Raw genomic sequence first — 24,804 nt, 5'->3', positions numbered from 1 at the left:
TGAGGCCGACCCCAATCTCCGAATTGAAGCCCCCTTGATGAGCAGGCATTTCATCGACTCAGCGATCCTGAGCGAATCGTTCCAAGTACTTTTGATCGAAGATGATCGACGTTTAGCTGGGTTGATAGGGGAGTACCTGCGGGAGCATGGCTTTGCTGTAGAGCATGTGTGGCGAGGCGATGAGGCCAGCGGCGCATGCCGCGAATTTGCACCCGACGTAGTGGTGCTTGATCTCATGCTGCCCGGCCTATCCGGAATGGATGTGTGCCGACAGATCCGGGCGTTCTCAGACGTTCCGATCCTGATGCTTACCGCTTGCGAGAGCGATGTGGACCAGGTCCTCGGACTGGAATCCGGCGCCGATGATTATGTGCATAAGCCGGTCGAGCCGCGCTTGCTGCTTGCCCGCTTGCGTGCATTGTTGCGTCGTCGCCAAGGCAGAGTATGTGCATCTGAAAGATTGAAGTATGGAGAGCTGCTCATTGATAGGTTGCAACGAAGGGTGCAGCTGAGCAGCAACACTGTCGAGCTGGGTACGATCGAGTTCGAAGTGCTTTGGCTGCTGGCCAGTCAGCCCGGACAAGTGCTCAGCAGAGAGCAGATTCTATTGTCGGTGCGGGGCATTGGGTTTGACGGTCAAGATCGGACTGTTGATGTCTGCGTAGGAAAGCTGCGCCGTAAACTGGGTGATGACGGCCGCGAGTCGCGCCGGATAATGACCGTCTGGGGCCATGGGTATCAGTTCAATCCGATGGCATGGTCGGCATGAAGCGGCTCTTCTTTCGGTTATGGCTGGCGGTCAGTTTGTGCGTTCTGGTATCCGTTGGTGTGCTCAACCTGGTTCTCGATCGGGTCTACTTACCGACCTCGCAGCGCGCATTCTCCGAGCAGATGCGCGGGCAGATCTACGCGATACGCAAGGACCTGTCGGGTCTGAATCCGGCGGCACAGAGGGGCGAGCTGATGCGCACCGCGCCCAACTATGGGATTGGCGTGGAACTGCTCGATGAGCGCCCCATGCTGAGCCCAGCGGAGCTTGCGCAGTTGCAGGACCATGGAATGGTGATGCGAGATGAATTCAAGGTTCTACTTGCTCCGCTGGAGCCGCTTCGGCCAGATGGAAAATGGCTGAGCATGAAGCTGTCCGGCACCCCTTCGATGATTTTCTACCTGAATCTGGTGGCCTACGCGGGCGTCCTGGCGGTGCTGGGGGGCGGCGTCTACGTCTGGGTTCGAGTTCTCTGGCGTGATCTGGAAACACTGCGCGAACATACCGACCGCATCGGGTCAGGCGACCTTGGTGCGAGAGTAAAGGTTTCTGCTAGATCGCAGATGCGGGTAATGATCGAGCACTCCAATCGCATGGCGGACCGGGTGGCCGAGCTCGTACAGCGTCAGCGCGATCTGACCCATGCCATGTCGCATGAGCTCCGCACGCCGTTGGCACGTCTTTCTTTTGGTATAGAAATGATATGCGAGAGCAACGACGCGCTGCGTCGGGAGCATCTGGCGAAGGGTTTGCGAAGTGATGTTGCTGAGCTCAATCAATTGGTCGGTGAGCTGCTCACCTATGAGCGACTTGATCACCATGAAGAAATTGACGACTTTCTCTTGGTGCCGGCCAGGGATTGGCTGCAGGAGAGCACCGAGGACGCTGTGCGAGGCGCGGAGTCACACGGCATTGGCATCCAAGTCCAGACGGAGGTCGAGTGCTTGTTCGGTAATCCTCGCCTTCTGCGGCTGGCACTAAGCAACCTGATCGGTAATGCGGTAAGACATGCCAGAACCTCTGTGCAGGTATCACTGGTGGAGATCGATGGCCTGCTGCAGTTGCGGGTGGACGATGATGGGGACGGAATTCCTGAAGGTGACCGGGAGCGGATGCTGCGCCCATTCACCCGCTCGGACGTCAGCCGCAGCCGCGATACAGGAGGGTTCGGACTGGGGTTGGCGATTTCCGACCGTATCGCCAAGCGGCACCGCGGGCTCCTTCGAATAGACCGTTCAGCTATTGGCGGAGCACGCGTAGAGATGCAATGGCCGATTAGCGTGAGATGAACGGTTTGGCGGAATTTACATTTGTTTACAAATGGCGCATGCCATGAGCGAGATTGGATAAATTCGAACTGGAATCCTAGCGACCTCGCAGCGATGAACTGATTTTGCTGCGATTTCTTCTATCAAGAGAGTCGCTATGTTTCCCCTACGTCACACATCTTTCCTTGCTCTGCTTGTTGCTCTGCCTTTTGCATCCATCGAATTCGCGCACGCAAAGGACGACGGCTGGAAGTTCGAGCTGGCTGCTGGAGCGGGCGCTGTTCCCCGTTATAGCGGAAGCAAGGAATATCAGGCTGCACCCATACTGTCGTTTGATGTCTCCGCGCCCGGTGGCTGGTTCTTCGGAACGAGCGGTTTGGGCTGGGGGACTGCAATTGGGGACAACGCCAAGGTCCGCGGATATATCGGGGCCAGCGGTATCCGACAGGACAAGGATTCCATTTTCGGTGGATCGGATTATCTCCGTGGAATGGGCGATATCAAGTCGCGGGCACTTGTTGGCATAGCGGGCGGCTACACCATCGGCGAGGCGGTGATCAGCGCGTCTGTGCAATATGCGCCACAGGACAAGGATCGCGGAGAAAATGGGCTTGCAACCAAGCAAGGCCAGCTCAGCGTGGAGATGCCGCTGTTTGATTTTGCAGGTGGCGCGATCAGTGGGTCGGTGTCCACGGAGTACGGCGACAGCGGCTACCTGCAGACATGGTACGGCGTGACCCAGGCGCAGGCGCGGCGAACCGGCTTTGCCAAGCACACCCCCGATGCCGGGCTGGTCAGCGCGGGTGTTGGCCTGAAGTGGAGCCGCCAGGCCGGAAAGAACGGCAATTGGTTTGTCTCGGCGGAGGCCAAGCGACTGCTTGGAGACGCGGCAAAGAGCCCGATTGTTCAGAAGGCGAATCAGTTCGGTTTGATGACTGGCTATAGCCACAGTTTCTGATGGCAGGAGGTGCGGTAGCGGTTGATCGACCGCCGCTGCCAGATTTCGACCGAGACGACGCCACGTGTTGAGTGCTGACTGAGTAGAGGTTTGAGTGCTCCAACTTGGGATCAACACGGCCGGGCTGCCACTGGAAGGCGAGATTGACATCGAAGTGACGGCGCTTGAAGCACGTCCTTCGCAATGAATAGGAAAGGTATGAAGTGCTTGCAAAAAACCTCAAAGAATTGGCTGATGGCCATCATTGGCATCGGCCTCGCGATCGGAAGTGCCCAGGCATCAGACGATGTTTCAACCGCACACCACCAGGAGTGGCCAGTGCGCTGCGAGTCACGCATTGGGGAAACGGAGTACTGCTCAATTTCCGGGAGACCCAGACTGTCGCGGCAGATTTCTCGTACAGAATGTATCGAAGGTGATAACTGGGGCGCCGCACGAGGCGGAGTGTGGGTCACCGATGGTTGCCGGGCGGAGTTTGTCTCGGATAGGCGCCGCGGCGGTGGCTGGCCTGGCCGCGATTGGGACGACGAAGGGTCATTGGTCAGTTGCAGTTCGAATGAGCATCGGCGCAAACACTGCCCGGTAAGAATCTACGATGACGTCCGCTTGGTCAGGCAGCTGTCCGTGTCCACTTGCGTGGAAGGCGAAAGCTGGGGATGGAATCGTCGTGGCATCTGGGTCAGCAAAGGGTGCCGTGCGGATTTTCGGGTGGACTAGCTCCAGGCAAGCTTGATCCGATCGCACCTCTTCTACGATTGCGGTCAACCTCGGCAGTCCATTTCCCGATGTGACTGCCGTTGACCGTGACACATCGAATCTGAATCAAATTCAGAATGTCAACTCATACGCGATGCAATGAACGTGTAAGTCGCTTGAAGATCAATCTGTCGTGGGCCACGCGATTCTGGCTTATGAACGCCCTTGCCTTTGTGGCTGTCGGGAGCAGCTACTGGCTGGGTATCTCCATGCCATCGAACACTCCGATCGTCGTTTTCTACCTGGTTTGCACACACTTGGGGTGGCTCGGTTCGTTCGCGATCATGGGCTTGCTGCTTCATTGCACATTGGCGTGTGCTCGCCCCAAAGCCTTTCGATACGCAGGCCTTCTAGCCGGATCTACCCTTACGGTGATGTTGCTCCACGATGCCATTGGGACGCGGGATTACATTCCCTACTCAAGGGGCCACACCTTGGGTGAGCATCTGCGGCATGTGTTAGCCGATATAGACCTGGGTTTGAGCTCATATTGGCTGTGGCTACTAGCTGCAAGTGTCGCGATTCAGCTGGTCGCATTGGCCGCAACCCGGCGAGCGATCGTTGGCTTTCTTTCTGCAACGCATTGCCGGCAGAGCTACTGCGCCATTGTGGTTGCGCTGCTCTTGTCTCACGCGCTGCATGCGTTTGAAAGTTCCTATCAACGCGGCTTGATTCCCAGCTATGGGCATGTCTTTCCGTTCTATCGATCGTTCTCAGTTGAGCGGGTTGGGAGCGACGACGGCGCTGACAATTTCAGCGATTACTGATCATTTCAGGCAGGGCCGCCAGAAGGGCACGTGGTTATGGACAGAAGCAATCTTCAACGCCTCGCCGCAGTGGCTGGACGCCCAACGCCACTTCATCCGGCGGATCTGGATGCTAAGTGCAGCAGGAAGGCCAATTCTCCCCACGTCGCTCCTGCAGCTGGCGTGATACCAGCGATGAAGCCCGGATGGGCTGGACCTATGGATTCAATTCGAATGAGATCGAGATCACTGGCCCTGCTGTTATCGCTATCGGTGTTCTACTCTGTCATCAAGCTTTCATTTCATATTCTTGATGAAATCCTCTGTGCTTCACTTGTTCTTGCCCAGCAAGAGGTGGAGCCGCTCTCGTCTCTTAGCGCGTTGTGCTTTGTCGTGGCAATCAGCTGGCTTCCGTTCGTTTGCTTGGTTGCGGCGACACTTGGGGCGGGAACGTTTTATGCGTTTTGGCCGAGGAGCAACAGTTAGGGGCGGGAAGTAGCGATGGAGGCTTGCCAGCGCTAGCACCCGCTCCCAGCCCCTGGATCAACTGCCGCCTATATGGGCAGGCTGCTCATGCAGGCTGCGCAATTTCTTCTTGTTTATTTTGCCCACGCTGGTGCGTTCTATCGCGCCGACGAAGCTGACGCGGTCCGGGATCGCGTAGCGGGAGATGTCGCCTGCGCGGCTGCGTGCGGCGACCAGCTCGATGATCTCCGCTTCGGTAACCTCCCTGTCGGCATGCTTTACCACCAAGGGCAGCGGTCGCTCGCCCCATTTCGCGTCGGCGATACCGATGACGGCGACTTCATTGACCGCCGGGTGCATGGCGATGATGTCTTCCAGTGCGAGCGAGGAGATCCATTCGCCGCCGGTCTTGATCACGTCCTTGATGCGGTCGGTGACGCGCAAGTAGCCACCGCTGTCGATGTTGCCGATGTCGCCTGTATGCAGGTAACCGCCTTCCCATAACGTGGCCGAAGCATCTGGATTGTGCAGATAACCTTGAGTGAGCCAGGGCGCGCGCACCACGACTTCGCCGGTGGCAATGCCATCGTGGGCGACCTCGTTCATGGCTTCATCGACAATGCGCAGATCCACCAGCGGTATCGGGATGCCGGCCTTGGTGCGCAGCGACAGCTCTTCGTCGGTGCCTGACAATGCATCGGCGCCGATATGCGCGAGTGTCAGGACAGGGCAGGTCTCGGACATGCCGTAGCCGCCAAAGATATCAATACCGCGCGCCAGTGCCTGCTGACAGAGTGCGCGTGGCAATGCCGCGCCGCCGATGATGACCTTCCAGCCACGTAGATCGGTATCTGCCGAAGTGGAGTGGGCAAGCAGCATATGCAGGATGGTCGGCACGCAATGCGAGAACGTGACCTTCTCCCGCGCGATCAGTTCCAGCAACTTGCCCGGCAGGTAGCGGCCCGGGTAGACCTGCTTGATGCCCATCAAGGTGGCCACATACGGCACGCCCCATGCGTGCACATGGAACATCGGAGTGATCGGCATGTACACATCGTCGCGGTGCAGGCGGCCCTGCGTGGGCGCGCTGCCGAGTGCCGCCATCGCTGCCAGCGAATGCAGCACCAGTTGCCGATGGCTGAAGTAGACCCCCTTGGGCAGACCGGTGGTGCCGGTCGTATAGAACATGGTGGCGCGGGTGTTTTCGTCGAAGTCGGGGAAATTGCCGATCGGCTCGGCTTGCTTCAGGCCCACTTCGTATTCGGTGGCAAAGCCATCCGGCAGCGGGCCGCCTTCATCGTCCAACAGGACCCGTGTACGTAAGTCCGGCAGCTGTTCGTCGATGCTTTCCAGTACCTGAAGGAACTCGCGGTTTGCCAGGATCACCCGCGCGCTACTGTGGTTCAGCGTATAGGCGATCTGTTCCGGGGCCAGACGAACGTTCACCATCATCAGCACGGCGCCGATCATCGGCACCGCGAAATAGCTTTCCAGATAACGGTTGCTGTCCCAGTCCATCACTGCCACGGTGTCGCCGGGCTTCACGCCCAGTGAGGTCAATAGACCGGCTAGCTGGCCGATGCGCGCCTGCAACGTGCGGTAGCTGTAGCGGACCTTGTCGCCGTAGACGATCTCCTGATCAGGATTTACCGCCAGCGGTGTGTGCAGCAGCTGCTTGATCAGCAGCGGATAGGCGTAAGCGCTGGATTCGGCATGGTCTGAGCTTGTAGCGAATGACATCTGAATATCCTGGTTGGCAGCGCGTCAGCGGCCGGAGACTGGGGGAATGGACAGCTGCGAACGCTGCAACGGTGCTTCGGCACGCGGCGTTGGCTGGATCAGTGCATCCTGTGGCAGGGCGCGCGCTGGATCTTCAAGGTGATCCCATACCTGGTCCATTGCCGCGAACATGTAGGGCAGCAGCGGCACATAGCGCTTGCGGTAATCCGGGAAGGCCAGCAGCGAGTCGAAGTGCTGGCCGTTGCTTACCCGCCAATAGGCGATCTGCGCGCCAGCCTTGCGTGCCAGCGGCACGTAGCGGTCGCTGGTCATGCTGATCGGTACCAGCCCGTCGTCGGTACCGTGGATGACTACGATCGGCAGACCCCGACGCGGCGCCTTGGCGGCAGCGTCGGCGATGCCGGCGCGTACGCGTTTGGCATCGGCGCTGTCAGCCAGGCCGAGTGCACGCAGGCAGTTCAGCCCGCGCAGCGGGTCATCCGCCGATTGGGCTGCATTGCCGTCCACCAGCACAACGCCACTGCCCGGTGGAATACCGCTGCCTTCGCTCCACCAGCTGGCGCGTAGCTCTGCGGACGCAGGAGCGGGCTTGCCGTCGGCGCCAACGGCGGAGTAGCTGTAAGCGCAGGGATGTTCGCCAGCGCCGTAGCGCCCATAGGCCGATGCATAGGTCACCGCGATTGCGCGCCACAGGTCGAATCCGGTCGAAAACGCACCAGCGCGCAGTGCGCCATCGCTCAGGCCGGCGTCGGCCAGCTGCTGGCGTGCCGACTGCGCCTGTGCGGCAGTGTCGTCGCCTTGCACCAGCCCGGCGGCTTCCAACGTGGCGCAACGCTGGGTCCATGCAGGCGCTGCCTGGGCCTGCATCGGCGGTTGCGGCAGATCATCAAGCGCAAGCAGGGCGCAGGGCATCAGTAGCGCTGACTGGGTGACGAAGTCGTAGAGCGGCGGTGCGCCGGTTACCGAGACGTTCGGCTCGCCTGCCACCATTGCATCGAACCAGTCGCCTTCGATCTCGGCTGCACGCAGCACCGCGCCACCACCATTGGAAACGCCTACGCCCAGTGTGCGCGTGTTTGCCGGGGTGAACGGTGCCGATTGCGGGTAGGCGCGATCCAGCGCCTGCAGGCCGAACTGCAGTGCCTGCAGCAGATGCCGGCCCCAGTCCGCTTCCGGGTTGTCGCCGGAATGGGCGTGCTTGAAGGCAATGCCATGCGCGGCTTTGGTATCGGTCGGAGCGAAGGCCAGTGCGCCTTGCGTCGCAGGCGTGCCGTCGGCCTGGAAGCCACTCTTGGCATCCAGATCGTAATAGTCGCTGCCGGTGCCCTTGTCGGTATAGGCGACAGCGCAGCCATGGGCCAGGCCCCAGCTGCCGGCCACCGAGATCGCGCCATAGATGCCGCGCGAACCGGACGAGGCCGTCGCTACCAGGCAGCGTCGCTTTGGATCGAAGTCATCGGGTACCTGCACCAGTACGCGATGGGGCTGGCGAGCGCCAGGGATGCGCGCATAGGCCGAGAACTCCCGGCCCGGTGCTGCCTGCAGATTGCCGTAGACGTCGCCGAAACCACCGCCAAGAGTAAGGTCAGCGATACCGCGCCAGCTGCTCCAGATCGCCCGGCGCCGGGCTTCTTCGGCGGTCGGCTGGGCCGGGCTGGTGAATGCCGGGGCGGCAGTGGCGCGCAGGCCGTCAAGCCCCAGCCCAGCGGTCAGCAGATCGTCGCTGCCGCGGTGCTCGGTTTCGCGCCACTGCTCGAATACGGGCCCAGCAGCGTTCGGGCCGGGCTTGGTGGCATGGGCGATGGAGACGCAGCCCAATAGCGGCAGCGCGGCGCAAAGCAGGGTAACGGGGCGGGGGATGTTCATCACCCCACACTAGCAAGCCAGTGTGTATGTGCCAGCGTACCTAGGTACCCGTGCCCGGTCGCTGGCTAATTTGCTAACCTCGCTTGGACATGCCGACCCTGCTCATTGCCGACGATCACCCCTTGTTCCGTGCTGCCTTGCATCGCGCGGCCGAAGAGGCGGTTGATGATCTGCAGATCAGCGAGGCCGATTCGCTGGACAGCGTGCTGGAGGCGATCGAGGGCCAGCAGATCGACCTGATGCTGCTGGACCTGCATATGCCCGGCAATCACGGACTGGCCGGGTTGGCGACGATCCGCGCCTTGCAGCCGGGGTTGGCGATCATCATCGTCTCGGCCAATGAAGAGCCGCATGTGATCCGCCGCGCGATCGACCTTGGGGCTGCCGGCTATCTGCCCAAGAGCTCGGGGCTGGTGGACCTGCAGCAGGCCTTGCAGACCGTGCTGGATGGTGAACGCTGGATACCAGCGATGCTGCGCGAAACCGTGGCGCGGGTGGCACCCTTCAGCAAAGACGCCGATCTGGCCGCGCGTTTGGCCAGCCTGTCCGCGCACCAGTACAAGGTGCTGAGTCTGGTCGCCGAAGGCTTGCTCAACAAGCAGATCGCCGATCGCCTTGGCGTGCAGCTGCGCACGATCAAGGCACATATGACCCGCATCATGGGCCGGCTCGGCGTGCGCAACCGCGCGCAGGCGATTCGTGTACTGCACGAAATGGGTCTGAACGATCCGTCGCGGCAGATTGAAGAGGCGCAGGACGCCTGACCTGCGACGCGGCTGCTGGCCGATCAGCATATCCAGCGGTGTCAGCTTCGTATCAGGTCTCGACCGTGCTGCGCGTAGCCAGCAGATGATTGATCGCCCAGCGCAGCGCCAGCGGTTTGAAGGGTTTGTTCAGCAGCGACAGGCCGACTTCACGCACCGCCTCGCGGGTGTCGCTGCCGGTGTCGGCGCTGAGGATCACCGTCGGCCGTTGACCATGCATGGCGACAAGCCGCTTCCAGAGCTGGACGCCGGTATCGTCATCATCAAGGTGGTAGTCGAACAACCACAGCGCAGCTTCGCCAGCTGGCCCATCAACCGCCTTTGAGTCGTCGGCAGCGATGACATCGCAGCCCCAGGCGAGCAGCATCTGCCGCATCGCTTCCAACGCGTCCGGATCATTGTCGACCACCAGCACACGCGTGCCCTTGATGGTGCTGTTGCTACCGGCGGGTGTTTCATTGCGTGAGGCAGACGGCGGTGTTGCCCGCGACACCGTGATGGAGAACGCCGAGCCGCGATTGACCACGCTGTGCAGACCAAGTGGGGCGTGCAACAGGTCGGCGATACGGCGTGCAATCGCCAGGCCAAGGCCGAGCCCCTGACCGTTGCTGCGGTCGCCGCGATGGAATTCCTCGAACACGATGCTCTGCTGCTCCGGGGTGATGCCTGGGCCGCTGTCATGCACGCCGATGGTCAGCGTGTTGCCATTGCGGCGCACGCCGAGCAGCACGCCGCCGCTACGGGTGTAACGGATGGCGTTGGCGAGGAAATTCTGCAACACACGGCGTAGTAGTAGCGGGTCGCTGTGGACCCAGACGTGGCTGCGCACATAACGGAACTGCAGGCCGCGTGCTGCTGCCAGCACAGCGAACTCCTGTGCCAAGGGATCAAGCACCGTCGATAGCGCGAACGGACGCGGGTCGGCGACCAGCCCGCCGGCCTCCAATCGCGAAATATCCAGCAGGCCCGACAGCAGGTCATCGGTGGAGTCCAAGGCGCCGCGGATCTGGCGCAGGAAGCTGTCGAGGAACTCGGATTCGATGTGTTGCGACATCGCATCGGTGAGCAGCTGCGCGGCGTGCAAGGGTTGGATCAGGTCGTGGCCGACGGCGGTCAGGAAGCGGGTCTTGGCCACGTTCGCGCGTTCGGCTTCGTGCACGGCCTGTTCCAGTCGCGCGGTGCGGTCCTGCACGCGCAGCTCCAGGGTCTCGTTGCTGCGCTTGAGCGCATCCTCGGCCATGCGGAACGCGGTGACATCGGTGAAGGTGGCGACATAGCCGCCACCTGGCATCGGGTTGCCACGGATTTCGACGATGGTGTTGTCGGGAAAGATGCGTTCGGACAGATGCGGCGTGCCGCGACGCATATGCGCCATGCGCCGGGTCAGCGCCTTGCCGACGTTGTCGCCCGGGGCCTCGCTGATCTTCAGTTCTCCCAACGCCCACGCGGTGAGGTTGGCAACCGGTTGCCCGACCTGCAGCAGTTCGGGCGGGAATTTGAACAGCGCGGCATAGCGGCTGTTCCAGGCCACCAGCTGCAGCTGGGCATCGACCACGCTGATGCCTTGGCTCATGTTTTCCAATGCGGCTTCCAGCAGGCGCTGGTTGAAGCGTAGTGCCTGTGTCGCTTCGCCGACGGCGCGGGTGACCGCATCCAGCGGCGCGGCGCCACCATCACGCGCGGCCTCGACCAGCAGCCGCGCCATGCCGGCGCCAACCACGGCGGTCAACTCGCGCTCGATGGCGGTGACCCGTTCGTCGTCCAGCATCTGTCCGTCGTGCCCATCCATCAGCTGGCGCGCCCGTTCCGGGCCGAGGAAGCGTCCGGCGGTCTTGCGCATCGACGCTGCGGCCACCGCGTCCCGCTGCAATGGCAGGGAAGGGCGTATCGCGCGCGATACCAGCGCAACCGTGATCAGGTTGACCGCCAGGCTGACGCTCATGCTGATGGCGATATGGCCGGGCTGCATGCGCAGCGAGAACAGCGCAAGCCAATGCAAACCTTCGCTGCCCGCAGCCGGATCCGGTGCGGGTATCACCATCGGCAACAACACCAGCCACAGCCAGACCAGCGAGCCCAGCACGATGCCGGCCATGATTGCGGGCGATGGCGTGCGCGGCCGATACACCGCCAGCAGCACCGCCGGCGCCAGCTGTGACAAGGCAGTGAATGACATCAGGCCGAAATCGCTGAGTGCTTCGGTGCCGCTCATCGCACGGCTGTACAGCCACGACATCAGGAACACGGCAAGGATGCCTGCGCGGCGGAATGCCAGCACGCGCGGGCGCAGGTCGGCACCGGCGTCGCCGCCGCCATTTACCCCGGCCAGCAGATGCGAGCCAAAGCCGTGGTTGCCGAGCATGATCGACAAAGTCAGTCCCGATAGGATCATCATGCCGGTGGCCGCGCTCAGGCTGCCCAGATAGGCGAGCAGCGCCAGCAGGTGGTGGCCGCGTTCCTGCGGCAAGGCCAGTACATACAGATCAGGTGATACCGAGGCCCCGAGCTGCGCGGCACCGGACAACGCCATCGGCACCGAGGGCAGACCGATCAACAGCAGGTAGAGCGGGAACAACCAGCGAGCGGTCTTCAGGTCGGAGGGTTGGCGCAGCTCGACCACGCCGACATGGAACTGATGGGGCAGGGTGAACGCGGCCATCGCGCCCAGGGCGACCATGGTCAGGAAGTCGGGAATTGCTGCCGGTGGCGGCAGATGCGCCATCTTTTCCAGCAGCGGCGTGCCCGCGCGATGCACCGAGATTGCCGCATACAGGCCAATCGCGAGCAACGCTGCGAGCTTGAGCAGCGATTCCAGCCCCAGCGCCACCACGATGCCGCGGTTGTGCTCGGTGGCCGAGGCCTTGCGTGCGCCGAACAGCATGGTGAACGCCGCCATCGTCAGCGCGAACCAGAACGACATGTCCAGCTGCCAGCCGCTGGCAGCGAACTGGTCACCGAGTAGCCTGCTCAGGCCTTGGCTTACCGCTTTGAGTTGCAGCGCGATGTAGGGAATGATGCCGAACAGCGCAACCAGAGTGATGGTCACGCCCAGCCCCTGATCGGTGCGCAGCCGCGCGACCACCAGGTCGGCGATGGTGGCGCTGTTGTGTTGTTTGGCCAGCCGGCCCAGCCGTGCCAGGAATGGCAGACCCAAGGCGAAGATCAGTGCCATGCCGATCAAGGTCGGCGGAATCGGGAAGCCCCATTGCACGCCCTGCGAGGCGGCCCCGTAGTACGTCCAGGCGGTGCAGTGCACGCCCAAAGACAAGGCGTAGATGGCAGGCCAGATCCTGCCGAGACGGTGGCCTTGGCGCTCACCCCATAGGGCGACGCCGAACAGCAGCACGGTCCACGCGATGCAGGCGAACAGGACGATGGAGGGCGTCAACATCGCTCCAGTGTAGAGAGAACCGTGGCCGGCGTGCTGGCTGCCGGCCACTCGCTGTGGGCCAGGTCGAGGCTAGGGGGCGATCACGATCAGCGACAGCTGCTCGGCGACCAGTGCCACCTCGCCGCCGGGCAGCAGCTCCACGCTCTTGTGTTGGGTAAGCAGCCATTGCCCGGGCTGGCGGGATTCCAGTGACACCAGTCGCGAGCGCACCCGGATCTCCGAGCCGCTGGGCACCGGCGCGAGGAAACGGACCTTGTTCAAGCCGTAGTTCAGCACGTGGGCGATGCCGGGGAAGCTGACGAGGGCGGCCACGTCTTCTTCGACCGTGAGCGAGAGCAGCAGGAAGCCATGGGCGATGGTCTGCCCGCCCGGCAGCTCGTTCTTCGCGCGGACCGGATCGACGTGGATCCAGTTATGGTCGCCGGTGGCCTCGCCGAAGGTGTCGATGCGTGACTGCGATACGCGCGTGCTCACGCCGAGGCGCTCGTTTTCCGCCCATTGCTGCAGGGCCTGCAAGGCAGCTGGAATTTCCTGCGGCGCGTTGGTGGCGCTCATCGCACGCGCTCCAGCAGTGCAAGGATCGCATCGCGCGCCTCGGGTTCGGACAGGGTTGGCGCATGGCCAACATCGGGTACTTCGACCAGGCTTGCCGATGGCGAGCTTGCAGCCATCTGCCTTGCTACGTCCGCGGGAAGGATGTCCGACAACGCGCCACGTACCACCAGCACCGGGACGCGCGCAGTCAGTCCACGCACCGCGCGCCACAGCACCGGGCGCAACAGCCACAGCACCCACGGCCGGGTGGTGCGGATGATCGCCGGGTCATAGTCCAGCTCCAGCAAGCCATCGTCGCGTTGGCGGAAACTGCGTGAGGCCATTGCCCGCCAGTCGTCGGTGGTGAAGCGCGGGAAAGCGGCCTTGCCGATCGATTCGGCGTAGGCGGTTGCCTGCTCCAGATCCATCGGTGGCAAGGGCTTGCCGGCGTACTTGCCGATCCGTGCCAAGGCTTCGCGTGGCACCTTGGGGCCGGCGTCGTTGAGCACCGCTGCTGCGATCAGCTCCGGTGCGCGCGAGGCCAGGGTGATGGTGACCAGCACGCCCAGCGAGGTGCCGATGAACACCGCCTTGGCAATGTTCTGCGAACGCAGCAGCGCCACCATGTCGTCGGCGTAGGCGCGCGGGTTATAGCTGGTCGGGTCGGGTGCACGTGCCGAACCCGCACGACCGCGCAGATCGACCGCGAGCACGCGCCAGCCGACCGAGGTCAGTGTTTCGGCTAGTGCATCGAAGTCAGCGGCATTGCGGGTCAGGCCGGGAATGCAGACCACCGTGCCGCGGGGCGATTGCCCAGCGGCCGGTGCATGGTCGCGCGCGTGCAGGCGCAGGCCATCGTTGCTGTTCCAGTACAGGTCATCGTAAGACTGCGACATGCAGGTGTTTCCTAGAAATCGTAGCGGACGCTGAGACTGTACTGGCGCGGCGGGCCATAGAAACCAATAAGGGTGCCGACCGCCGGGATGTTGTAGCCGGTGGTGCGGTATTCCTTGTCGGCCAGGTTGGTGCCCTGCAGCGAGAAGGTCCAGGCGTCGTTGAGCTTCCAGATCACGCCGGCATTGACCAGACCATAACCGTCCTGACGGATCACCGGGCTCAGGTCGGTGGTCGGCCACACTTCGCTCTGGTAGCTGTAGCCAACGCGGGCGGACAGGTTGCTGCCGTTAGCCAGATCGGTGCGGTACTCCACATTCACTGCACCCGAGTACTTCGGTGCATTGGTGAACTTCATCTTGTCGGCGACGTTGACGCCACGGTCGATGTACTCGTCGTACTTGGTGTCCAGCCAGGCCAGGTTGCCGGAGATCAGCCAGTGCTGGGTGGGCAGGTACTGGTACTCGACTTCCAGACCGTTGACGGTGCCCTTGCCAGCATTGGTGAAGTCACCGAAGAAGGCATCATCGACGCCATCGCCGTTGGTATCGATGCCGGTGAACACCGACAGCTGGATATCCTTGTACTTGTTGTGGAAGGCCGACAGGTTCAGAAACAGTCGCGAGTCGAGGAAGCCCATCTTGCTGCCGATCTCGAAGCTGTCGACGGTCTCGTCATCGAACGGCTCGGCCGAGCGCGGCACCGCCACGGCGTTGGCACGGATGTTGTAGCCCCCTGACTTGAAACCACGCGTAGCCAGGCCATACACCATGATGTCCGGGGTGATCTGGTAGTCCAGCGATACCTTGGGCGATACGTTCTTGAAGTTGGTGGTCTTGTCGAAATCGGCTGCAACCGCGATCGGCCGGGTAAAGGTCGCGTCGGAGTAGAAGCGGTTCAACACGATCGCGCGTTTGTCCTCGTCGGTGTAGCGCGCGCCGACATCGAGCTTGAGCTTGTTGGTCAGGTCGAAGGTCCAGTCCGCGTACAGTGCGATGCTGTCGGTCAGCACTTTGCCGCGGGTATCGCCGAACTGCAGGTTGAAGAAGTTGTTGCGGATCTGTCCGCCCGCTTCGCCGCTGAACTGGTACAGACCAACCACGCCGCGCACCCGTCCACCGGCATCGTAGTTGAACTGCAGCTCGTTGCTGACCTGGTTGTCCTCGTAGAAGCCGCCGACGTCGGCCAGCTTGACCGGCGTGGTGTCGAAATCGATGTTGGAGTGGCTGTCCGACTCACGCTTGGCGACCACATACTTCAGTGCAATGTCATCGTTCGGACGCCAGTTCACCGTTGCCGAGGCGCCCTTGGTCTCGACGCTGTTGAGGTTCTGCATGCCCGAGCGGATGTTGTAGCGGTTATCCATCGGCGGATACATCGGGGTGAACGGGTTGCGCGCCAGCATCTTCGAGCCGCGCATGCCGGACTGGTCATCAATCCAGTCCAGTGCGAACTGCACGTCGAAGTCGTCACCGGCGTAGGCACCCAGGTTCAAGCGCGCCGCATTGATCTGCTTGTCGCTGACCGGCTGGCCGTTGAAGGTGTTTTCGCCGAAACCGTCGCGGTTCATGCTGGCCACCGCGATACGCCCGCGCAGGCCGCTGTCCGCACCGCCCAGCGGGCCGCCGATTGCCGCTTTGGCGTCAAGCTGGTTGTAGTTGCCTGCGGTGATCTGGGCGTAACCCTCGACCTGGGTGGGCAGGCCGCGCGAGATGTACTTGATCGCGCCACCAATGGTGTTCTTGCCGTATAGCGTGCCCTGCGGGCCACGCAGTACTTCGATGCGCGACACGTCGAAAACGTCAAGCAACGCACCCTGCGGACGCGCGATATAGACGTCATCCAGATAGATGCCGACGCCCGGGTCCGCGCCCCAGGTGGGATCGGACTGACCGACGCCGCGGATATATGCGGTGACCGTGCTGCTGGCACCACGCGCCGCATAGATGGTCAGGTTGGGTACCTGCGCGTCGAGATCGGCGATGTCCTGCACGTTCAACTTGTCCAGCGCTTCGGAGGTGAAGGCGGTAACCGCGACCGGCACTTCCTGCAAGGTTTCCTCACGCTTGCGCGCGGTGACGGTGATGCTGTCCAGGTTGGTGGCCGAAGCAGCCTTGCCCGTCGCCGGTGCAGCTGGTTGTGCTTCCTGTGCCAATACCGGCCCGGAGGCCAACAGCGCGCCGATCATCAGGCTCAAACAATTCCGCTTCATTCGGTCCTCCCCAGGCAAGTACGTTGCAGATGGCCGTATGCCACCCTCGGAGCCAAGGCTAGCGACGCGTGTGTGCACCAGCGAGTGGACCTAGGTCCAGTCGGCAGCGGCCATCAGATCAGGATACTGGGCGCCTCATCATTCGGAAGCGCCGTATGTCGTTACTGATCGTACTTGCAGCGTTGGGCTTCCTTATGCTGGTCGCCTACCGCGGTTACAGCGTGATCCTGTTCGCGCCCATCGCCGCGCTTGGCGCGGTGCTGCTGACCGATCCCTCGCTGGTGGCGCCGATGTTCACCGGCTTGTTCATGGACAAGATGGTGGGCTTCCTGAAGCTGTACTTCCCGGTGTTCCTGCTGGGCGCGGTGTTCGGCAAGCTGATCGAGCTCTCCGGCTTTTCCAAATCGATTGTTGGCGCGGCGATCCGCATGTTCGGGCCGCAGCGGGCAATGTTGTCGATCGTGCTGGTGTCTGGCCTGCTCACTTACGGTGGCGTGTCGTTGTTCGTGGTGGTGTTTGCGGTCTATCCGTTTGCCGCCGAAATGTTCCGCCAGAGCAATATCCCCAAGCGGTTGATTCCGGCGACACTGGCAGTGGGCGGCTTCAGCTTCACCATGGATGCGCTGCCGGGTACTCCGCAGATCCAGAACATCATCCCGACCACCTTCTTCGGCACCGACACTTGGGCCGCGCCGGTACTGGGCGTTCTCGGCAGCATCTTCGTGCTGGCGGTGGGCATGGCCTATCTGGAATGGCGCCGCCGCGTTGCCGTGCGCAACGGCGAGGGCTATGGCGATCCGGCGACGTTGGTCAATGAGCCGACGCCGTTCACCGGTACCAACCTGGCGCATGCGGGCATCGCGGTGTTGCCATTGCTGCTGGTGTTCGTATCAAACAAGCTGTTCACCCTTGGCATCCCGCATTGGTACGGCGCCGAGCACAGCTTCGTGCCGTCCATCCTCGGCAAGTCCGCGCCAGTGGTGCAGGAAGTCCCGAAAATCGCCGCGATCTGGGCGGTGGAGGGCGCACTGCTGGTCGGCATCCTGTCGGTGATGCTGCTGGCCTGGCGCCCGGTCGTCACTCAATTTGCCGATGGCACCAAGACTGCAATCAGCGGCGCGTTGCTGGCGGCGATGAACACTGCCTCGGAATATGGCTTTGGTGCGGTGATCGCTGCGCTGCCCGGCTTCATGGTGGTGGCCAATGCCCTGGGCTCGATCAAGGACCCGCTGCTGCATGAGGCGGTCACCGTGACCGGCTTGGCTGGCGTCACCGGTTCTGCTTCTGGCGGCATGAGTATCGCCCTGGCGGCGATGTCAGAGACCTTCATCGAGAACGCACAGGCTGCGGGCATTCCGATGGAAGTGCTGCACCGCGTTGCCTCGATGGCCTCCGGCGGCATGGACAGCTTGCCGCACAACGGCGCCGTGATCACCTTGCTGATGGTGACCGGGCTGACCCACCGGCAGGCCTACAAGGACATTTTCGCCGTGACCATCATCAAGACCCTCGCGGTGTTCGTGGTGATCGGCATCTATTACGCCACCGGCTGGGTTTGACAGCGGCGTCGCAACACCCTGGCGGTGGCTGGTCCGCGAGGATTCCCGGTACGACTTCATCCACGACTCACACATGAGGATCTGGCTATGAAATCTGGAATCGCTTCAATCAAAGCTGCTCTATTGCTGCTGTGTACCTGGCTGGCGACAGGCAGTGCGTTTGCGCAAAGCGCTGCAGGCCATTGGGATTTCGGTCTGTATGGCAACCTTTTCGGTAGCCGTGAGTACCAGGTGTGGGTGCCGGCGGGCTATGAGGAAACCAAGCCATTGCCGGTGCTGTTGGTGCTGCACGGCTGCGTCAACGGACCCAACCTGATGGGCGAAGCCTCGGGCTTCAATGATGTCGCCGATGTCGAAGGCTTCATCGTGGTCTATCCGCGCCAGAACGTCACTGCCAATCCCACGCGTTGCTGGAACTGGCAGTTGCCGATCAACCAGGCCCGTGGCAGTGGCGAGGCCTCGATCCTGGCCGGTATCGTCGATGCGGTGAAGGCCGGCTACGCGGTTGATCCGCGCCGTGTCTACGTCACCGGCATATCCGCTGGCGGAGCGATGACCTCGATCATGCTGGCCTGCTATTCGGACGTGTTCGCTGCGGGTGCCATCCATTCCGGCGGCATGTACAAGGGCGCGACCACCGTATCCGGCAGTGCTTACGCGCTGTTGGCGGGAAGCATCTATTCGCCGGAGAGCAATGGCAAGCTTGCCTGGCAATGCTCCGGCTCGCCGTCGCCGCGTCCGTTGCCGGTGCTGGTGTTCCACGGCAGCGCCGATGCTACGGTCAACCCGGTGAACGGCCAGCAGGCAGTGCGTCAATTCCTGCAGACCAATGATCTGGCCGATGATGGCGTGGACAATGATTCGGTCAAGTACGTGCCGACCAGCACCGTTGCGGGGCAGGTACCGGGTGGCCGCGCTTATACGGTCAAGAACTACACCTACGGTGGCAAGACTCTGGTTCAGGACTATTTGGTGCATGGCATGGGCCATGCCTGGAGCGGCAGCACTTCAGGCTTGCCGTTCACCGATCCGCAGGGGCCGGACGCGACCCTGATCACCTGGTTGTTCCTGAAAGATCAGCTGCGCTGAGCGCATGCAGCAGCCAGCCGCCGAGCGGTTGGAGTGCTGGGCGCTGATTGAATGGTGTCATCGCCAGCCTGGGAGCAGCCTGCTCCTGCGCTGGCGTTCGCCTTTTGGGGCTTGTCCGCTGGCAATGCCATCGAATTGCAACCTTGTGCGGTGATGATCTGCGCGCCTCATGCCGTGTCATCGGTCCTGTCCGGGCCGGGCGCAATCATCAACTGCCAACCAAGGCCATTCCATGCAGCGTCACCGCACCAACTCTGCAGTTACCCGTGTTATCCATGATTTTCCGCGTCGCTCGCTGCTGGCCCAGGCCTGCGCATTGCTGATCCTGCCGCTGGCCGCGCAGACCGCGCTGGCCCAGGATGCGGCGCCGGCTGAGGCGCGCAGCGCCGCCACGGCGCTGGACACCATCACCGTCACCGCCGAGCGCCGCGAGCAGAACCTGCAGGACGTGCCGGTGTCGGTGGGCGTGGTGCAGGGCGAAGCCCTGCGCAGCTATACCGAAGGTGCCGATGACACCTTGCTGGCGCTGTCCGGCCGCGTCCCCAGCTTCTATGCCGAGACCACCACCGGGCGCATCTTCCCGCGTTTCTACATCCGTGGCCTGGGCAATATCGACTTCTACCTCGGCGCCTCGCAGCCGGTCTCCATCATCCAGGACGACGTGGTGCTGGAGCACGTGGTGCTCAAGTCCAACCCGGTCTACGACGTGGACCAGGTGGAAGTGCTGCGTGGCCCGCAGGGCTCGTTGTTCGGCCGCAACACCACTGCCGGCATCGTCAAGTTCGATACTGCCAAACCCAGCCAGGACCCGAGCGGCCGGGTGAATGTCAGCTACGGCAGCTACAACACCGTCGCCATCGACGGTGGCATGGGCGGCGCGATCAACGACGTGCTGTCCTACCGAGTGTCGACCCTGTACCAGCATCGCGATGACTGGGTGGACAACACCTATCGTGGTCCCAGCGCCGACGGTACCGTGACGCCGAAGAAGGACGCGATGGGCGGCTACGACGACCGCAACCTGCGCCTGCAGCTGCTGTACAAGCCGAATGAACAGTTCTCGCTGCTTGGTTCTGTGCATACCCGCGACTATGAAGGCACCTCCACCCTGTTCCTGCGTAACGCGCTGGTGAAGGGCAGCAACCGCACCGACGTGCCGCGTGACAAGGTCGCCTTCGACGAGGCCGACAACAACCCGCAGGCTTACAAGACCCATGGTGGCTCGCTGAAGGCGACCTATGACTTCGGCAACACCACGCTGACTTCGATCAGCGCCTACGAAACCACCTCTGGCTACAGCCGTGGCGATACCGACGGTGGCGCGGCAGTGAACTACCCGGTCAACGGCGTTCCCAATGGCTACGGTCAATCGATGGGCCAGGTGCGCGATCTGGACCAGTTCACCCAGGAGCTGCGCCTGGCCTCCAATGCGACCGATCCGTGGTCGTGGCAGGTAGGTGCGTTCTACTTCGACGGCCGCGACACCACCGATTTCTATCAGCGCGCCTGGTTCCTGAAGACCGCTGCGCACAACCCGAACAACTGGGTGCGCCTGCGCAATATCAACACTTCCTGGGCAGGCTTCGGTCAGGTGAGCTGGAAGGCGACTGACGCGCTGACCTTGACCGCCGGTGTTCGCGCGACCAAGGACGAGAAGAGCACAAACCTGCTGAAGACGGCCGACACCGCTGCCGGATTGGTGACGTACAAGGGTCGTCACAACGTCGAGATGTCCGATACCCAGCCGAGCTGGGATTTGAGCGCGATGTATGAAATCAGCCCGGAGCTGAGCTTGTACGCACGTGTGGCACGCGGTTTCCGTGGCCCGACCATCCAGGGCCGTTCGGCCGTGTTCAATGCCGACTTCACCACCGCCGATTCGGAAACCATCCTGTCTTGGGAAGCCGGCATCAAGAGCAGCCTGTTCGACAACCGCCTGCGCCTGAACGTCAGCGGCTTCACCTATACCGTCAACGACATCCAGCTCAACGGCAACGATTCCAACGGCAATGGTGTGCTGTTCAATGCCGACAAGGCGCGCGCCTATGGCTTGGAAGCCGACATGGATTGGCGCCCGATCCCGAACCTGTCGCTGACCGCTGGCCTGAGCCTGCTGCACAGCGAGATCCAGGACAAGCGCGTGTATGCGCAGGTCTGCGCACTCAACGGCGTGGTGGTGTGTACGGTCAACGACCCGACCATCAAGATCGGTAGCAACGTCTACGCCCAGATCGACGGCAACCCGCTGCCGAACGCGCCGAAGTACAACTTGAACCTGGCCGCGCGCTACGACATTCCGGTCGGCGATGATGGCGCAGTGTTCTTCGCCACTGATTGGAACAAGCAGGGCGAAACCCAGTTCGTGCTGTACGACAGCAAGGAGTTCTACTCCAAGGGCAACTTCGAAGGCGGCCTGCGCGTTGGCTATACCGGCGGCTACGGTGCCTGGGAAGTGGCGGCATTTGCCCGCAACATCACCAACGAGAAGAACCTCAAGGGTGTGATCGAGAACTACATGGCAGCGGTCTACAACGACCCGCGCATCATTGGTGTCTCGTTCAACTACAACTGGCGTTGATTGCTCAAGCCTAGCTTGAAGCCCCTCTCCCGCTTGCGGGGGAGGGTGCCCCGAAGGGGCGGGTGGGGTGAGCTTTTGACTTTCCGAACGCCGATTCGTGCACCTTCACCATCAACGCGTTCTTGCGTCGGCAGATCGAGCAGTCGCTGGTAGTCAGCTCCGGGAAGTCGGTTTCAATGCGGAAGCTGACAGTGCCGCAATGGCAGCTGCCCCGGTAAGCATGCAGGGGGCGGTGGGACACGCGGATCTCCAGAAAGAAGGCGAGCGACAAGGCCGTGCTTGGATCATACTCAGCCCGTCTCATCGGTAAGGTGGGGAGAGGGTGATGCGTGCATTTCTGCGAGGCTTGCTGGCGGTGGTGCTGGGTTTGATCGCCGGCAGCGCGGTCAATATGGGGCTGATCGTGCTCGGCGGGCAGTTGCTGCCACCACCAGTCGGCATGTATCTCACCACCACTGAAGGCTTGCAGGCGGCGATGCCCTTGCTGGAGCCGCGACATTTTTTGTTTCCCTTCCTCGCCCACGCGCTGGGCACATTGGCTGGTGCGCTGCTGGCAACCTGGATTGCCGGAGGAGTCAGCAAAGTGCCAGCCGTGCTGATCGGCCTGCTGTTCCTGGCAGGCGGCGTCGCCAGCTGTTTCATGCTACCGGCGCCGCGCTGGTTCGAAGTGTTGGACGTGCTGTTGGCCTACATACCATTCGCCTGGTTGGGTTACGCACTAGCAAGGAAGCCGGCTGTGGTTGTGGGAGCGGCGTGAGCCGCGAAGCTGAAAACCCATCCGTAATCGATCCACCTGCAATTGCGGGCAATTGGCTGGCAGATTCTGTACGAGCTTCGCGGCTTACGCCGCTCCTACAGAGCCCACAGGCAACGCCTGCCCGAAACACAGCACATTGCCCGCCGGATCAGTGACGCTGAAATCGCGCATGCCATACGGTCGGTCAGCAATGGCAACGGTGATGACCACGCCTGCGGATTGCAGCTGCGCGTGATAGCTGTCGATTCCATCGATATGCAGGTACAACCGGCTGATACCACCGGGCTTGGCATCGGTGCGGCTGGTGAGCGTCAGCTCGACCTCATCGCGGCATACCGCAGCCAATTCGGCAGGTTCGCCCCATTCCCAAGCCAGGGAAAAACCGAGTTTGTCTAGATAGAAAGCCAGGGTGGCAGGCAGGTCGTCCGTGCCAAGAAAGGGCGATATCGATTGGAAGTGGACTGAGGACATGATGTTGCTCCCGGGGTGAGGCTTCGGCGATAGTGGCACGGCCGATGTACGGGTGGGCTCCCAGCACCGGCGAGCCGATAGGGAAATTACAAATATCAAGGAGACGCTTCGATGCCTTTTCCTGTGATTTTTGCAAGATCGTTCGTGGTGCTGTGCTTGGCGCTACTGTGTGCATGCGCCTCGATTCCGCTGTCTACCGCGCTGCGGCTTTCTTCCCTGGATGAGCGCGCACTGGTCCAACTTGATCCGGTGGGTATCCGGGTCAAGGTAGCGATTCCCCGAGGTAATACCTTGGACCCGGACGCCACGCGTCTGACCCTGCAGCTGCAGCTCCAAGGCGAGGGCCCGCGGGTTGCGACGATGCCACTGAGATTGCTGGGCACCAGTCAGGGCGAGCGTAGCCCCGGCATGCTCAGCAGGAACATCGCTGTTACAACCTACGAGTTGGCACTGAACGCGGAAGGGACCCACCAACTTCGCGATCTGCAGCGCGAGCTACTGCACTCGCGAGGCGATAGGGGCAAGGTCGAGCTCAGCGTCAATACCTCGTTCCCTGAGGTGGCTCCGGGGACGAAGGAGATGATTTTCTGGGTGGACGTAAAGCTGCGCTCGAACGACGCCTATCTCACCTTGTTTGATGGCGCAAAAATCAGGTTCAAGATGGCCGGAAGTTGAGGATGGTTTGCGTTTTCCTGGTGAGCAGTGGCATCTAGATCGTGCGCGGAATCACAGCTTTTGCGTAACTGTCGCGATCGATATCCACGATCTCGACGCTGATCTGAAGTTCCAGTTCTCCGGCGGCAATTGTTGCTTCCAGCATAGCCAGCAGATCGTTGGCTATATCGCGTTTGATCTCGGCAGTGCGACCACTGAGCATTGCCAACCGCGCAGCGACAAAGCCGCGTGGGCCGTCGTTGGTGCCAACCGCAAAGCATTCAAATGGCAGGGCGCGGGATTTGATGTCCGCTTCCTCGAATTGACCGGTGCCAAGCAGCGCGTGATTGACGGCACGCAGCAGTGCGGGGGTGATTGTGGCGCTGAGATTGCTGCTGAATTCGATGGTCAGGTGAGGCATGGTGAGCTCGTTGTCAGGGGGGCGTGGATAGCAGCAGCGCGTTGATGCGCCGGATCATCGCATCAGGGTAGGCGATATGGGTTGGTGTATCGGCGAGTGGTGCACTGGCGTCGGCATTGCGCAGGCCTGCATCAAGCCCGCTCCTGGGCAGATAGATCGGTGCTTCCACCGAGAAGCCATGCTCCGGCAGCTGGCCGTGGATGGCGCGATAGAGCTGGATGGCATCAAGCAGGGTGAGTGCGGGGCCGGGATGCCCGCCGTCGGCGTCGTACCACGGGAGGTCCGGCGCCGCGGCCGAGGCTGCGCGCAGGACGTCCGAGATCGCCACATAGGGAATGCCGGCTTGTTCGGCAGCTGCAGCTTCCTTGGCAACAAGGCGGGTCGAAGCCGCTGGGTGCGACTGGTAGCTACCTAGCAGCAGCACGCGCGCCCCTGCGTCGCCACCGGCTTTGGCGAGTGCCTTTATAGCCGTCCGCGACTTTGCACACGCTGGTTGGTCCGGCAAGCACAGCAGGGCGCCGCCTTGTTCCTGCAGGATCAGAAGCTGCGGATGGTGCTCGCTCAGTGCCCGTTGTACTGATCCATCTGCAACCCGCTGGTCGAGGTGGGCGCCGCCCTTGACGATCATCTGGCTGTGCACTGGGTGACCGTTGGCGCTGCTCAGTGCCGCGTACGTGGCTGGCAGGTTGCCCACGTAGATCAGGCTGTTGCCGACGAACAGAGCTTTTGTCGGCGGCGGCGCGGGTTTGGCCGCGCAGGCGGTGAATACAAACAGCAGTAATAACAGCGAGATCCATCTGCGCATTTCTGGTCCTTTGGTATTGGCTGTTGGCCGAGCGGGTGTGACCCCGGTTACCAGCCAATGGTTCCCGTTCCCAACTCTTTGCGCTGTTGTATTCCGCGTCGATCCGC

The 24,804-nt window shown here is 62.1% G+C and carries 20 protein-coding genes; 11 read left to right on the top strand and 9 right to left on the bottom strand.

Features of this window, described 5'->3' with window-relative positions:
* The first annotated feature begins 37 nt into the window (after positions 1-37).
* The 5 genes from ACVOMB_RS02970 to ACVOMB_RS02950 all read left to right on the top strand — a co-directional run bounded on the left by ACVOMB_RS02970 (position 38) and on the right by ACVOMB_RS02950 (position 4,518).
* Positions 38-769 carry a winged helix-turn-helix domain-containing protein gene (locus tag ACVOMB_RS02970; protein WP_481529802.1) on the top strand — a complete coding sequence of 244 codons (732 nt, stop codon included), beginning with the start codon at positions 38-40 and terminating at the stop codon, positions 767-769.
* Positions 766-2,058 carry an ATP-binding protein gene (locus tag ACVOMB_RS02965; RefSeq protein WP_481529801.1) on the top strand — a complete coding sequence of 431 codons (1,293 nt, stop codon included), beginning with the start codon at positions 766-768 and terminating at the stop codon, positions 2,056-2,058. The genes ACVOMB_RS02970 and ACVOMB_RS02965 overlap by 4 nt, the downstream gene beginning before the upstream one ends.
* A 136-nt stretch (positions 2,059-2,194) precedes the next feature.
* The gene (locus ACVOMB_RS02960) at positions 2,195-2,995 is read left to right on the top strand and encodes a MipA/OmpV family protein (protein WP_481529800.1); all 801 of its coding nucleotides are present in this window, start codon (positions 2,195-2,197) and stop codon (positions 2,993-2,995) included.
* Between the two features lie 183 nt (positions 2,996-3,178).
* Positions 3,179-3,712 (top strand): DUF3011 domain-containing protein, encoded by a 534-nt coding sequence (locus ACVOMB_RS02955; protein WP_481529799.1) that lies wholly within the window; start codon positions 3,179-3,181, stop codon positions 3,710-3,712.
* A gap of 155 nt (positions 3,713-3,867) precedes the next feature.
* Positions 3,868-4,518: a DUF3413 domain-containing protein gene (locus ACVOMB_RS02950; RefSeq protein WP_481529798.1), complete on the top strand. Its 651-nt coding sequence runs from the start codon at positions 3,868-3,870 to the stop codon at positions 4,516-4,518.
* Positions 4,519-5,040: 522 nt separating this feature from the next.
* On the opposite strand, the gene ACVOMB_RS02945 is transcribed toward ACVOMB_RS02950, so the two are convergent.
* Entirely contained in the window at positions 5,041-6,702 is a 1,662-nt protein-coding gene (locus tag ACVOMB_RS02945) for a fatty acid--CoA ligase (RefSeq protein WP_481529797.1), read from the bottom strand.
* 24 nt (positions 6,703-6,726) lie between these two features.
* Complete coding sequence (locus ACVOMB_RS02940) at positions 6,727-8,568, bottom strand: 3-hydroxybutyrate oligomer hydrolase family protein (protein ID WP_481529796.1); 1,842 nt, start codon at positions 8,566-8,568, stop codon at positions 6,727-6,729.
* A gap of 89 nt (positions 8,569-8,657) precedes the next feature.
* Here ACVOMB_RS02940 and ACVOMB_RS02935 point away from each other — a divergent pair, with 89 nt between their 5' ends.
* Positions 8,658-9,332, top strand: coding sequence for a response regulator transcription factor (locus ACVOMB_RS02935; RefSeq protein ID WP_481529795.1), 675 nt, complete (start codon positions 8,658-8,660; stop codon positions 9,330-9,332).
* 52 nt (positions 9,333-9,384) lie between these two features.
* On the opposite strand, the gene ACVOMB_RS02930 is transcribed toward ACVOMB_RS02935, so the two are convergent.
* From ACVOMB_RS02930 to ACVOMB_RS02915, 4 genes are all read right to left on the bottom strand, one after another.
* Positions 9,385-12,723 carry a hybrid sensor histidine kinase/response regulator gene (locus ACVOMB_RS02930; protein WP_481529794.1) on the bottom strand — a complete coding sequence of 1,113 codons (3,339 nt, stop codon included), beginning with the start codon at positions 12,721-12,723 and terminating at the stop codon, positions 9,385-9,387.
* Between the two features lie 69 nt (positions 12,724-12,792).
* Positions 12,793-13,278 carry a MaoC family dehydratase gene (locus ACVOMB_RS02925; RefSeq protein ID WP_481529793.1) on the bottom strand — a complete coding sequence of 162 codons (486 nt, stop codon included), beginning with the start codon at positions 13,276-13,278 and terminating at the stop codon, positions 12,793-12,795.
* Positions 13,275-14,153, bottom strand: a complete 879-nt coding sequence (locus tag ACVOMB_RS02920) for an alpha/beta fold hydrolase (protein ID WP_481529792.1) — start codon at positions 14,151-14,153, stop codon at positions 13,275-13,277. Before ACVOMB_RS02920 ends, ACVOMB_RS02925 begins: the two co-directional genes overlap by 4 nt.
* 11 nt (positions 14,154-14,164) lie before the next feature.
* Positions 14,165-16,363, bottom strand: a complete 2,199-nt coding sequence (locus ACVOMB_RS02915) for a TonB-dependent receptor (RefSeq protein WP_481529791.1) — start codon at positions 16,361-16,363, stop codon at positions 14,165-14,167.
* A gap of 155 nt (positions 16,364-16,518) precedes the next feature.
* Here ACVOMB_RS02915 and ACVOMB_RS02910 point away from each other — a divergent pair, with 155 nt between their 5' ends.
* From ACVOMB_RS02910 to ACVOMB_RS02895, 4 genes are all read left to right on the top strand, one after another.
* Entirely contained in the window at positions 16,519-17,922 is a 1,404-nt protein-coding gene (locus ACVOMB_RS02910) for a GntP family permease (protein WP_481529790.1), read from the top strand.
* An 87-nt stretch (positions 17,923-18,009) separates the two neighbouring features.
* Positions 18,010-19,011 (top strand): extracellular catalytic domain type 1 short-chain-length polyhydroxyalkanoate depolymerase, encoded by a 1,002-nt coding sequence (locus ACVOMB_RS02905; RefSeq protein WP_481529789.1) that lies wholly within the window; start codon positions 18,010-18,012, stop codon positions 19,009-19,011.
* A 232-nt stretch (positions 19,012-19,243) separates the two neighbouring features.
* Positions 19,244-21,589 carry a TonB-dependent receptor gene (locus ACVOMB_RS02900; protein WP_481529788.1) on the top strand — a complete coding sequence of 782 codons (2,346 nt, stop codon included), beginning with the start codon at positions 19,244-19,246 and terminating at the stop codon, positions 21,587-21,589.
* 325 nt (positions 21,590-21,914) lie between these two features.
* Positions 21,915-22,346 (top strand): hypothetical protein, encoded by a 432-nt coding sequence (locus ACVOMB_RS02895; protein WP_481529787.1) that lies wholly within the window; start codon positions 21,915-21,917, stop codon positions 22,344-22,346.
* An 84-nt stretch (positions 22,347-22,430) separates the two neighbouring features.
* On the opposite strand, the gene ACVOMB_RS02890 is transcribed toward ACVOMB_RS02895, so the two are convergent.
* A complete protein-coding gene (locus tag ACVOMB_RS02890) occupies positions 22,431-22,817 on the bottom strand; it encodes a bleomycin resistance protein (RefSeq protein WP_481529786.1) in 387 nt (128 codons plus the stop codon).
* A 111-nt stretch (positions 22,818-22,928) separates the two neighbouring features.
* Here ACVOMB_RS02890 and ACVOMB_RS02885 point away from each other — a divergent pair, with 111 nt between their 5' ends.
* On the top strand, positions 22,929-23,492 hold the full coding sequence (locus ACVOMB_RS02885) for a hypothetical protein (protein ID WP_481529785.1): 564 nt from the start codon (positions 22,929-22,931) through the stop codon (positions 23,490-23,492).
* Positions 23,493-23,526: 34 nt separating this feature from the next.
* Here ACVOMB_RS02885 and ACVOMB_RS02880 read toward each other — a convergent pair whose 3' ends face one another.
* Together ACVOMB_RS02880 and ACVOMB_RS02875 are read right to left on the bottom strand one after the other, a co-directional pair.
* Complete coding sequence (locus ACVOMB_RS02880; protein WP_481529784.1) at positions 23,527-23,892, bottom strand: 5-carboxymethyl-2-hydroxymuconate Delta-isomerase; 366 nt, start codon at positions 23,890-23,892, stop codon at positions 23,527-23,529.
* 13 nt (positions 23,893-23,905) lie between these two features.
* Positions 23,906-24,697 (bottom strand): hypothetical protein, encoded by a 792-nt coding sequence (locus tag ACVOMB_RS02875; protein ID WP_481529783.1) that lies wholly within the window; start codon positions 24,695-24,697, stop codon positions 23,906-23,908.
* Positions 24,698-24,804: the final 107 nt, after the last annotated feature.

This window comes from Stenotrophomonas sp. STEN018 (assembly GCF_056760235.1).
This window is presented reverse-complemented; position numbering and strand designations above follow the sequence as displayed.

Excerpts from the sequence above, each read along its gene's own strand:
- ACVOMB_RS02875 (WP_481529783.1), bottom strand. The coding sequence starts at position 24,697 with ATGCGCAGATGGATCTCGCTGTTATTACTGCTGTTTGTATTCACCGCC.
- ACVOMB_RS02930 (WP_481529794.1), bottom strand. The coding sequence starts at position 12,723 with ATGTTGACGCCCTCCATCGTCCTGTTCGCCTGCATCGCGTGGACCGTG.
- ACVOMB_RS02960 (WP_481529800.1), top strand. The coding sequence starts at position 2,195 with ATGTTTCCCCTACGTCACACATCTTTCCTTGCTCTGCTTGTTGCTCTG.
- ACVOMB_RS02935 (WP_481529795.1), top strand. The coding sequence starts at position 8,658 with ATGCCGACCCTGCTCATTGCCGACGATCACCCCTTGTTCCGTGCTGCC.
- ACVOMB_RS02880 (WP_481529784.1), bottom strand. The coding sequence starts at position 23,892 with ATGCCTCACCTGACCATCGAATTCAGCAGCAATCTCAGCGCCACAATC.
- ACVOMB_RS02945 (WP_481529797.1), bottom strand. The coding sequence starts at position 6,702 with ATGTCATTCGCTACAAGCTCAGACCATGCCGAATCCAGCGCTTACGCC.
- ACVOMB_RS02940 (WP_481529796.1), bottom strand. The coding sequence starts at position 8,568 with ATGAACATCCCCCGCCCCGTTACCCTGCTTTGCGCCGCGCTGCCGCTA.
- ACVOMB_RS02900 (WP_481529788.1), top strand. The coding sequence starts at position 19,244 with ATGCAGCGTCACCGCACCAACTCTGCAGTTACCCGTGTTATCCATGAT.
- ACVOMB_RS02925 (WP_481529793.1), bottom strand. The coding sequence starts at position 13,278 with ATGAGCGCCACCAACGCGCCGCAGGAAATTCCAGCTGCCTTGCAGGCC.
- ACVOMB_RS02955 (WP_481529799.1), top strand. The coding sequence starts at position 3,179 with ATGAATAGGAAAGGTATGAAGTGCTTGCAAAAAACCTCAAAGAATTGG.
- ACVOMB_RS02895 (WP_481529787.1), top strand. The coding sequence starts at position 21,915 with ATGCGTGCATTTCTGCGAGGCTTGCTGGCGGTGGTGCTGGGTTTGATC.
- ACVOMB_RS02920 (WP_481529792.1), bottom strand. The coding sequence starts at position 14,153 with ATGTCGCAGTCTTACGATGACCTGTACTGGAACAGCAACGATGGCCTG.
- ACVOMB_RS02965 (WP_481529801.1), top strand. The coding sequence starts at position 766 with ATGAAGCGGCTCTTCTTTCGGTTATGGCTGGCGGTCAGTTTGTGCGTT.
- ACVOMB_RS02905 (WP_481529789.1), top strand. The coding sequence starts at position 18,010 with ATGAAATCTGGAATCGCTTCAATCAAAGCTGCTCTATTGCTGCTGTGT.
- ACVOMB_RS02885 (WP_481529785.1), top strand. The coding sequence starts at position 22,929 with ATGCCTTTTCCTGTGATTTTTGCAAGATCGTTCGTGGTGCTGTGCTTG.
- ACVOMB_RS02915 (WP_481529791.1), bottom strand. The coding sequence starts at position 16,363 with ATGAAGCGGAATTGTTTGAGCCTGATGATCGGCGCGCTGTTGGCCTCC.
- ACVOMB_RS02970 (WP_481529802.1), top strand. The coding sequence starts at position 38 with ATGAGCAGGCATTTCATCGACTCAGCGATCCTGAGCGAATCGTTCCAA.
- ACVOMB_RS02890 (WP_481529786.1), bottom strand. The coding sequence starts at position 22,817 with ATGTCCTCAGTCCACTTCCAATCGATATCGCCCTTTCTTGGCACGGAC.
- ACVOMB_RS02910 (WP_481529790.1), top strand. The coding sequence starts at position 16,519 with ATGTCGTTACTGATCGTACTTGCAGCGTTGGGCTTCCTTATGCTGGTC.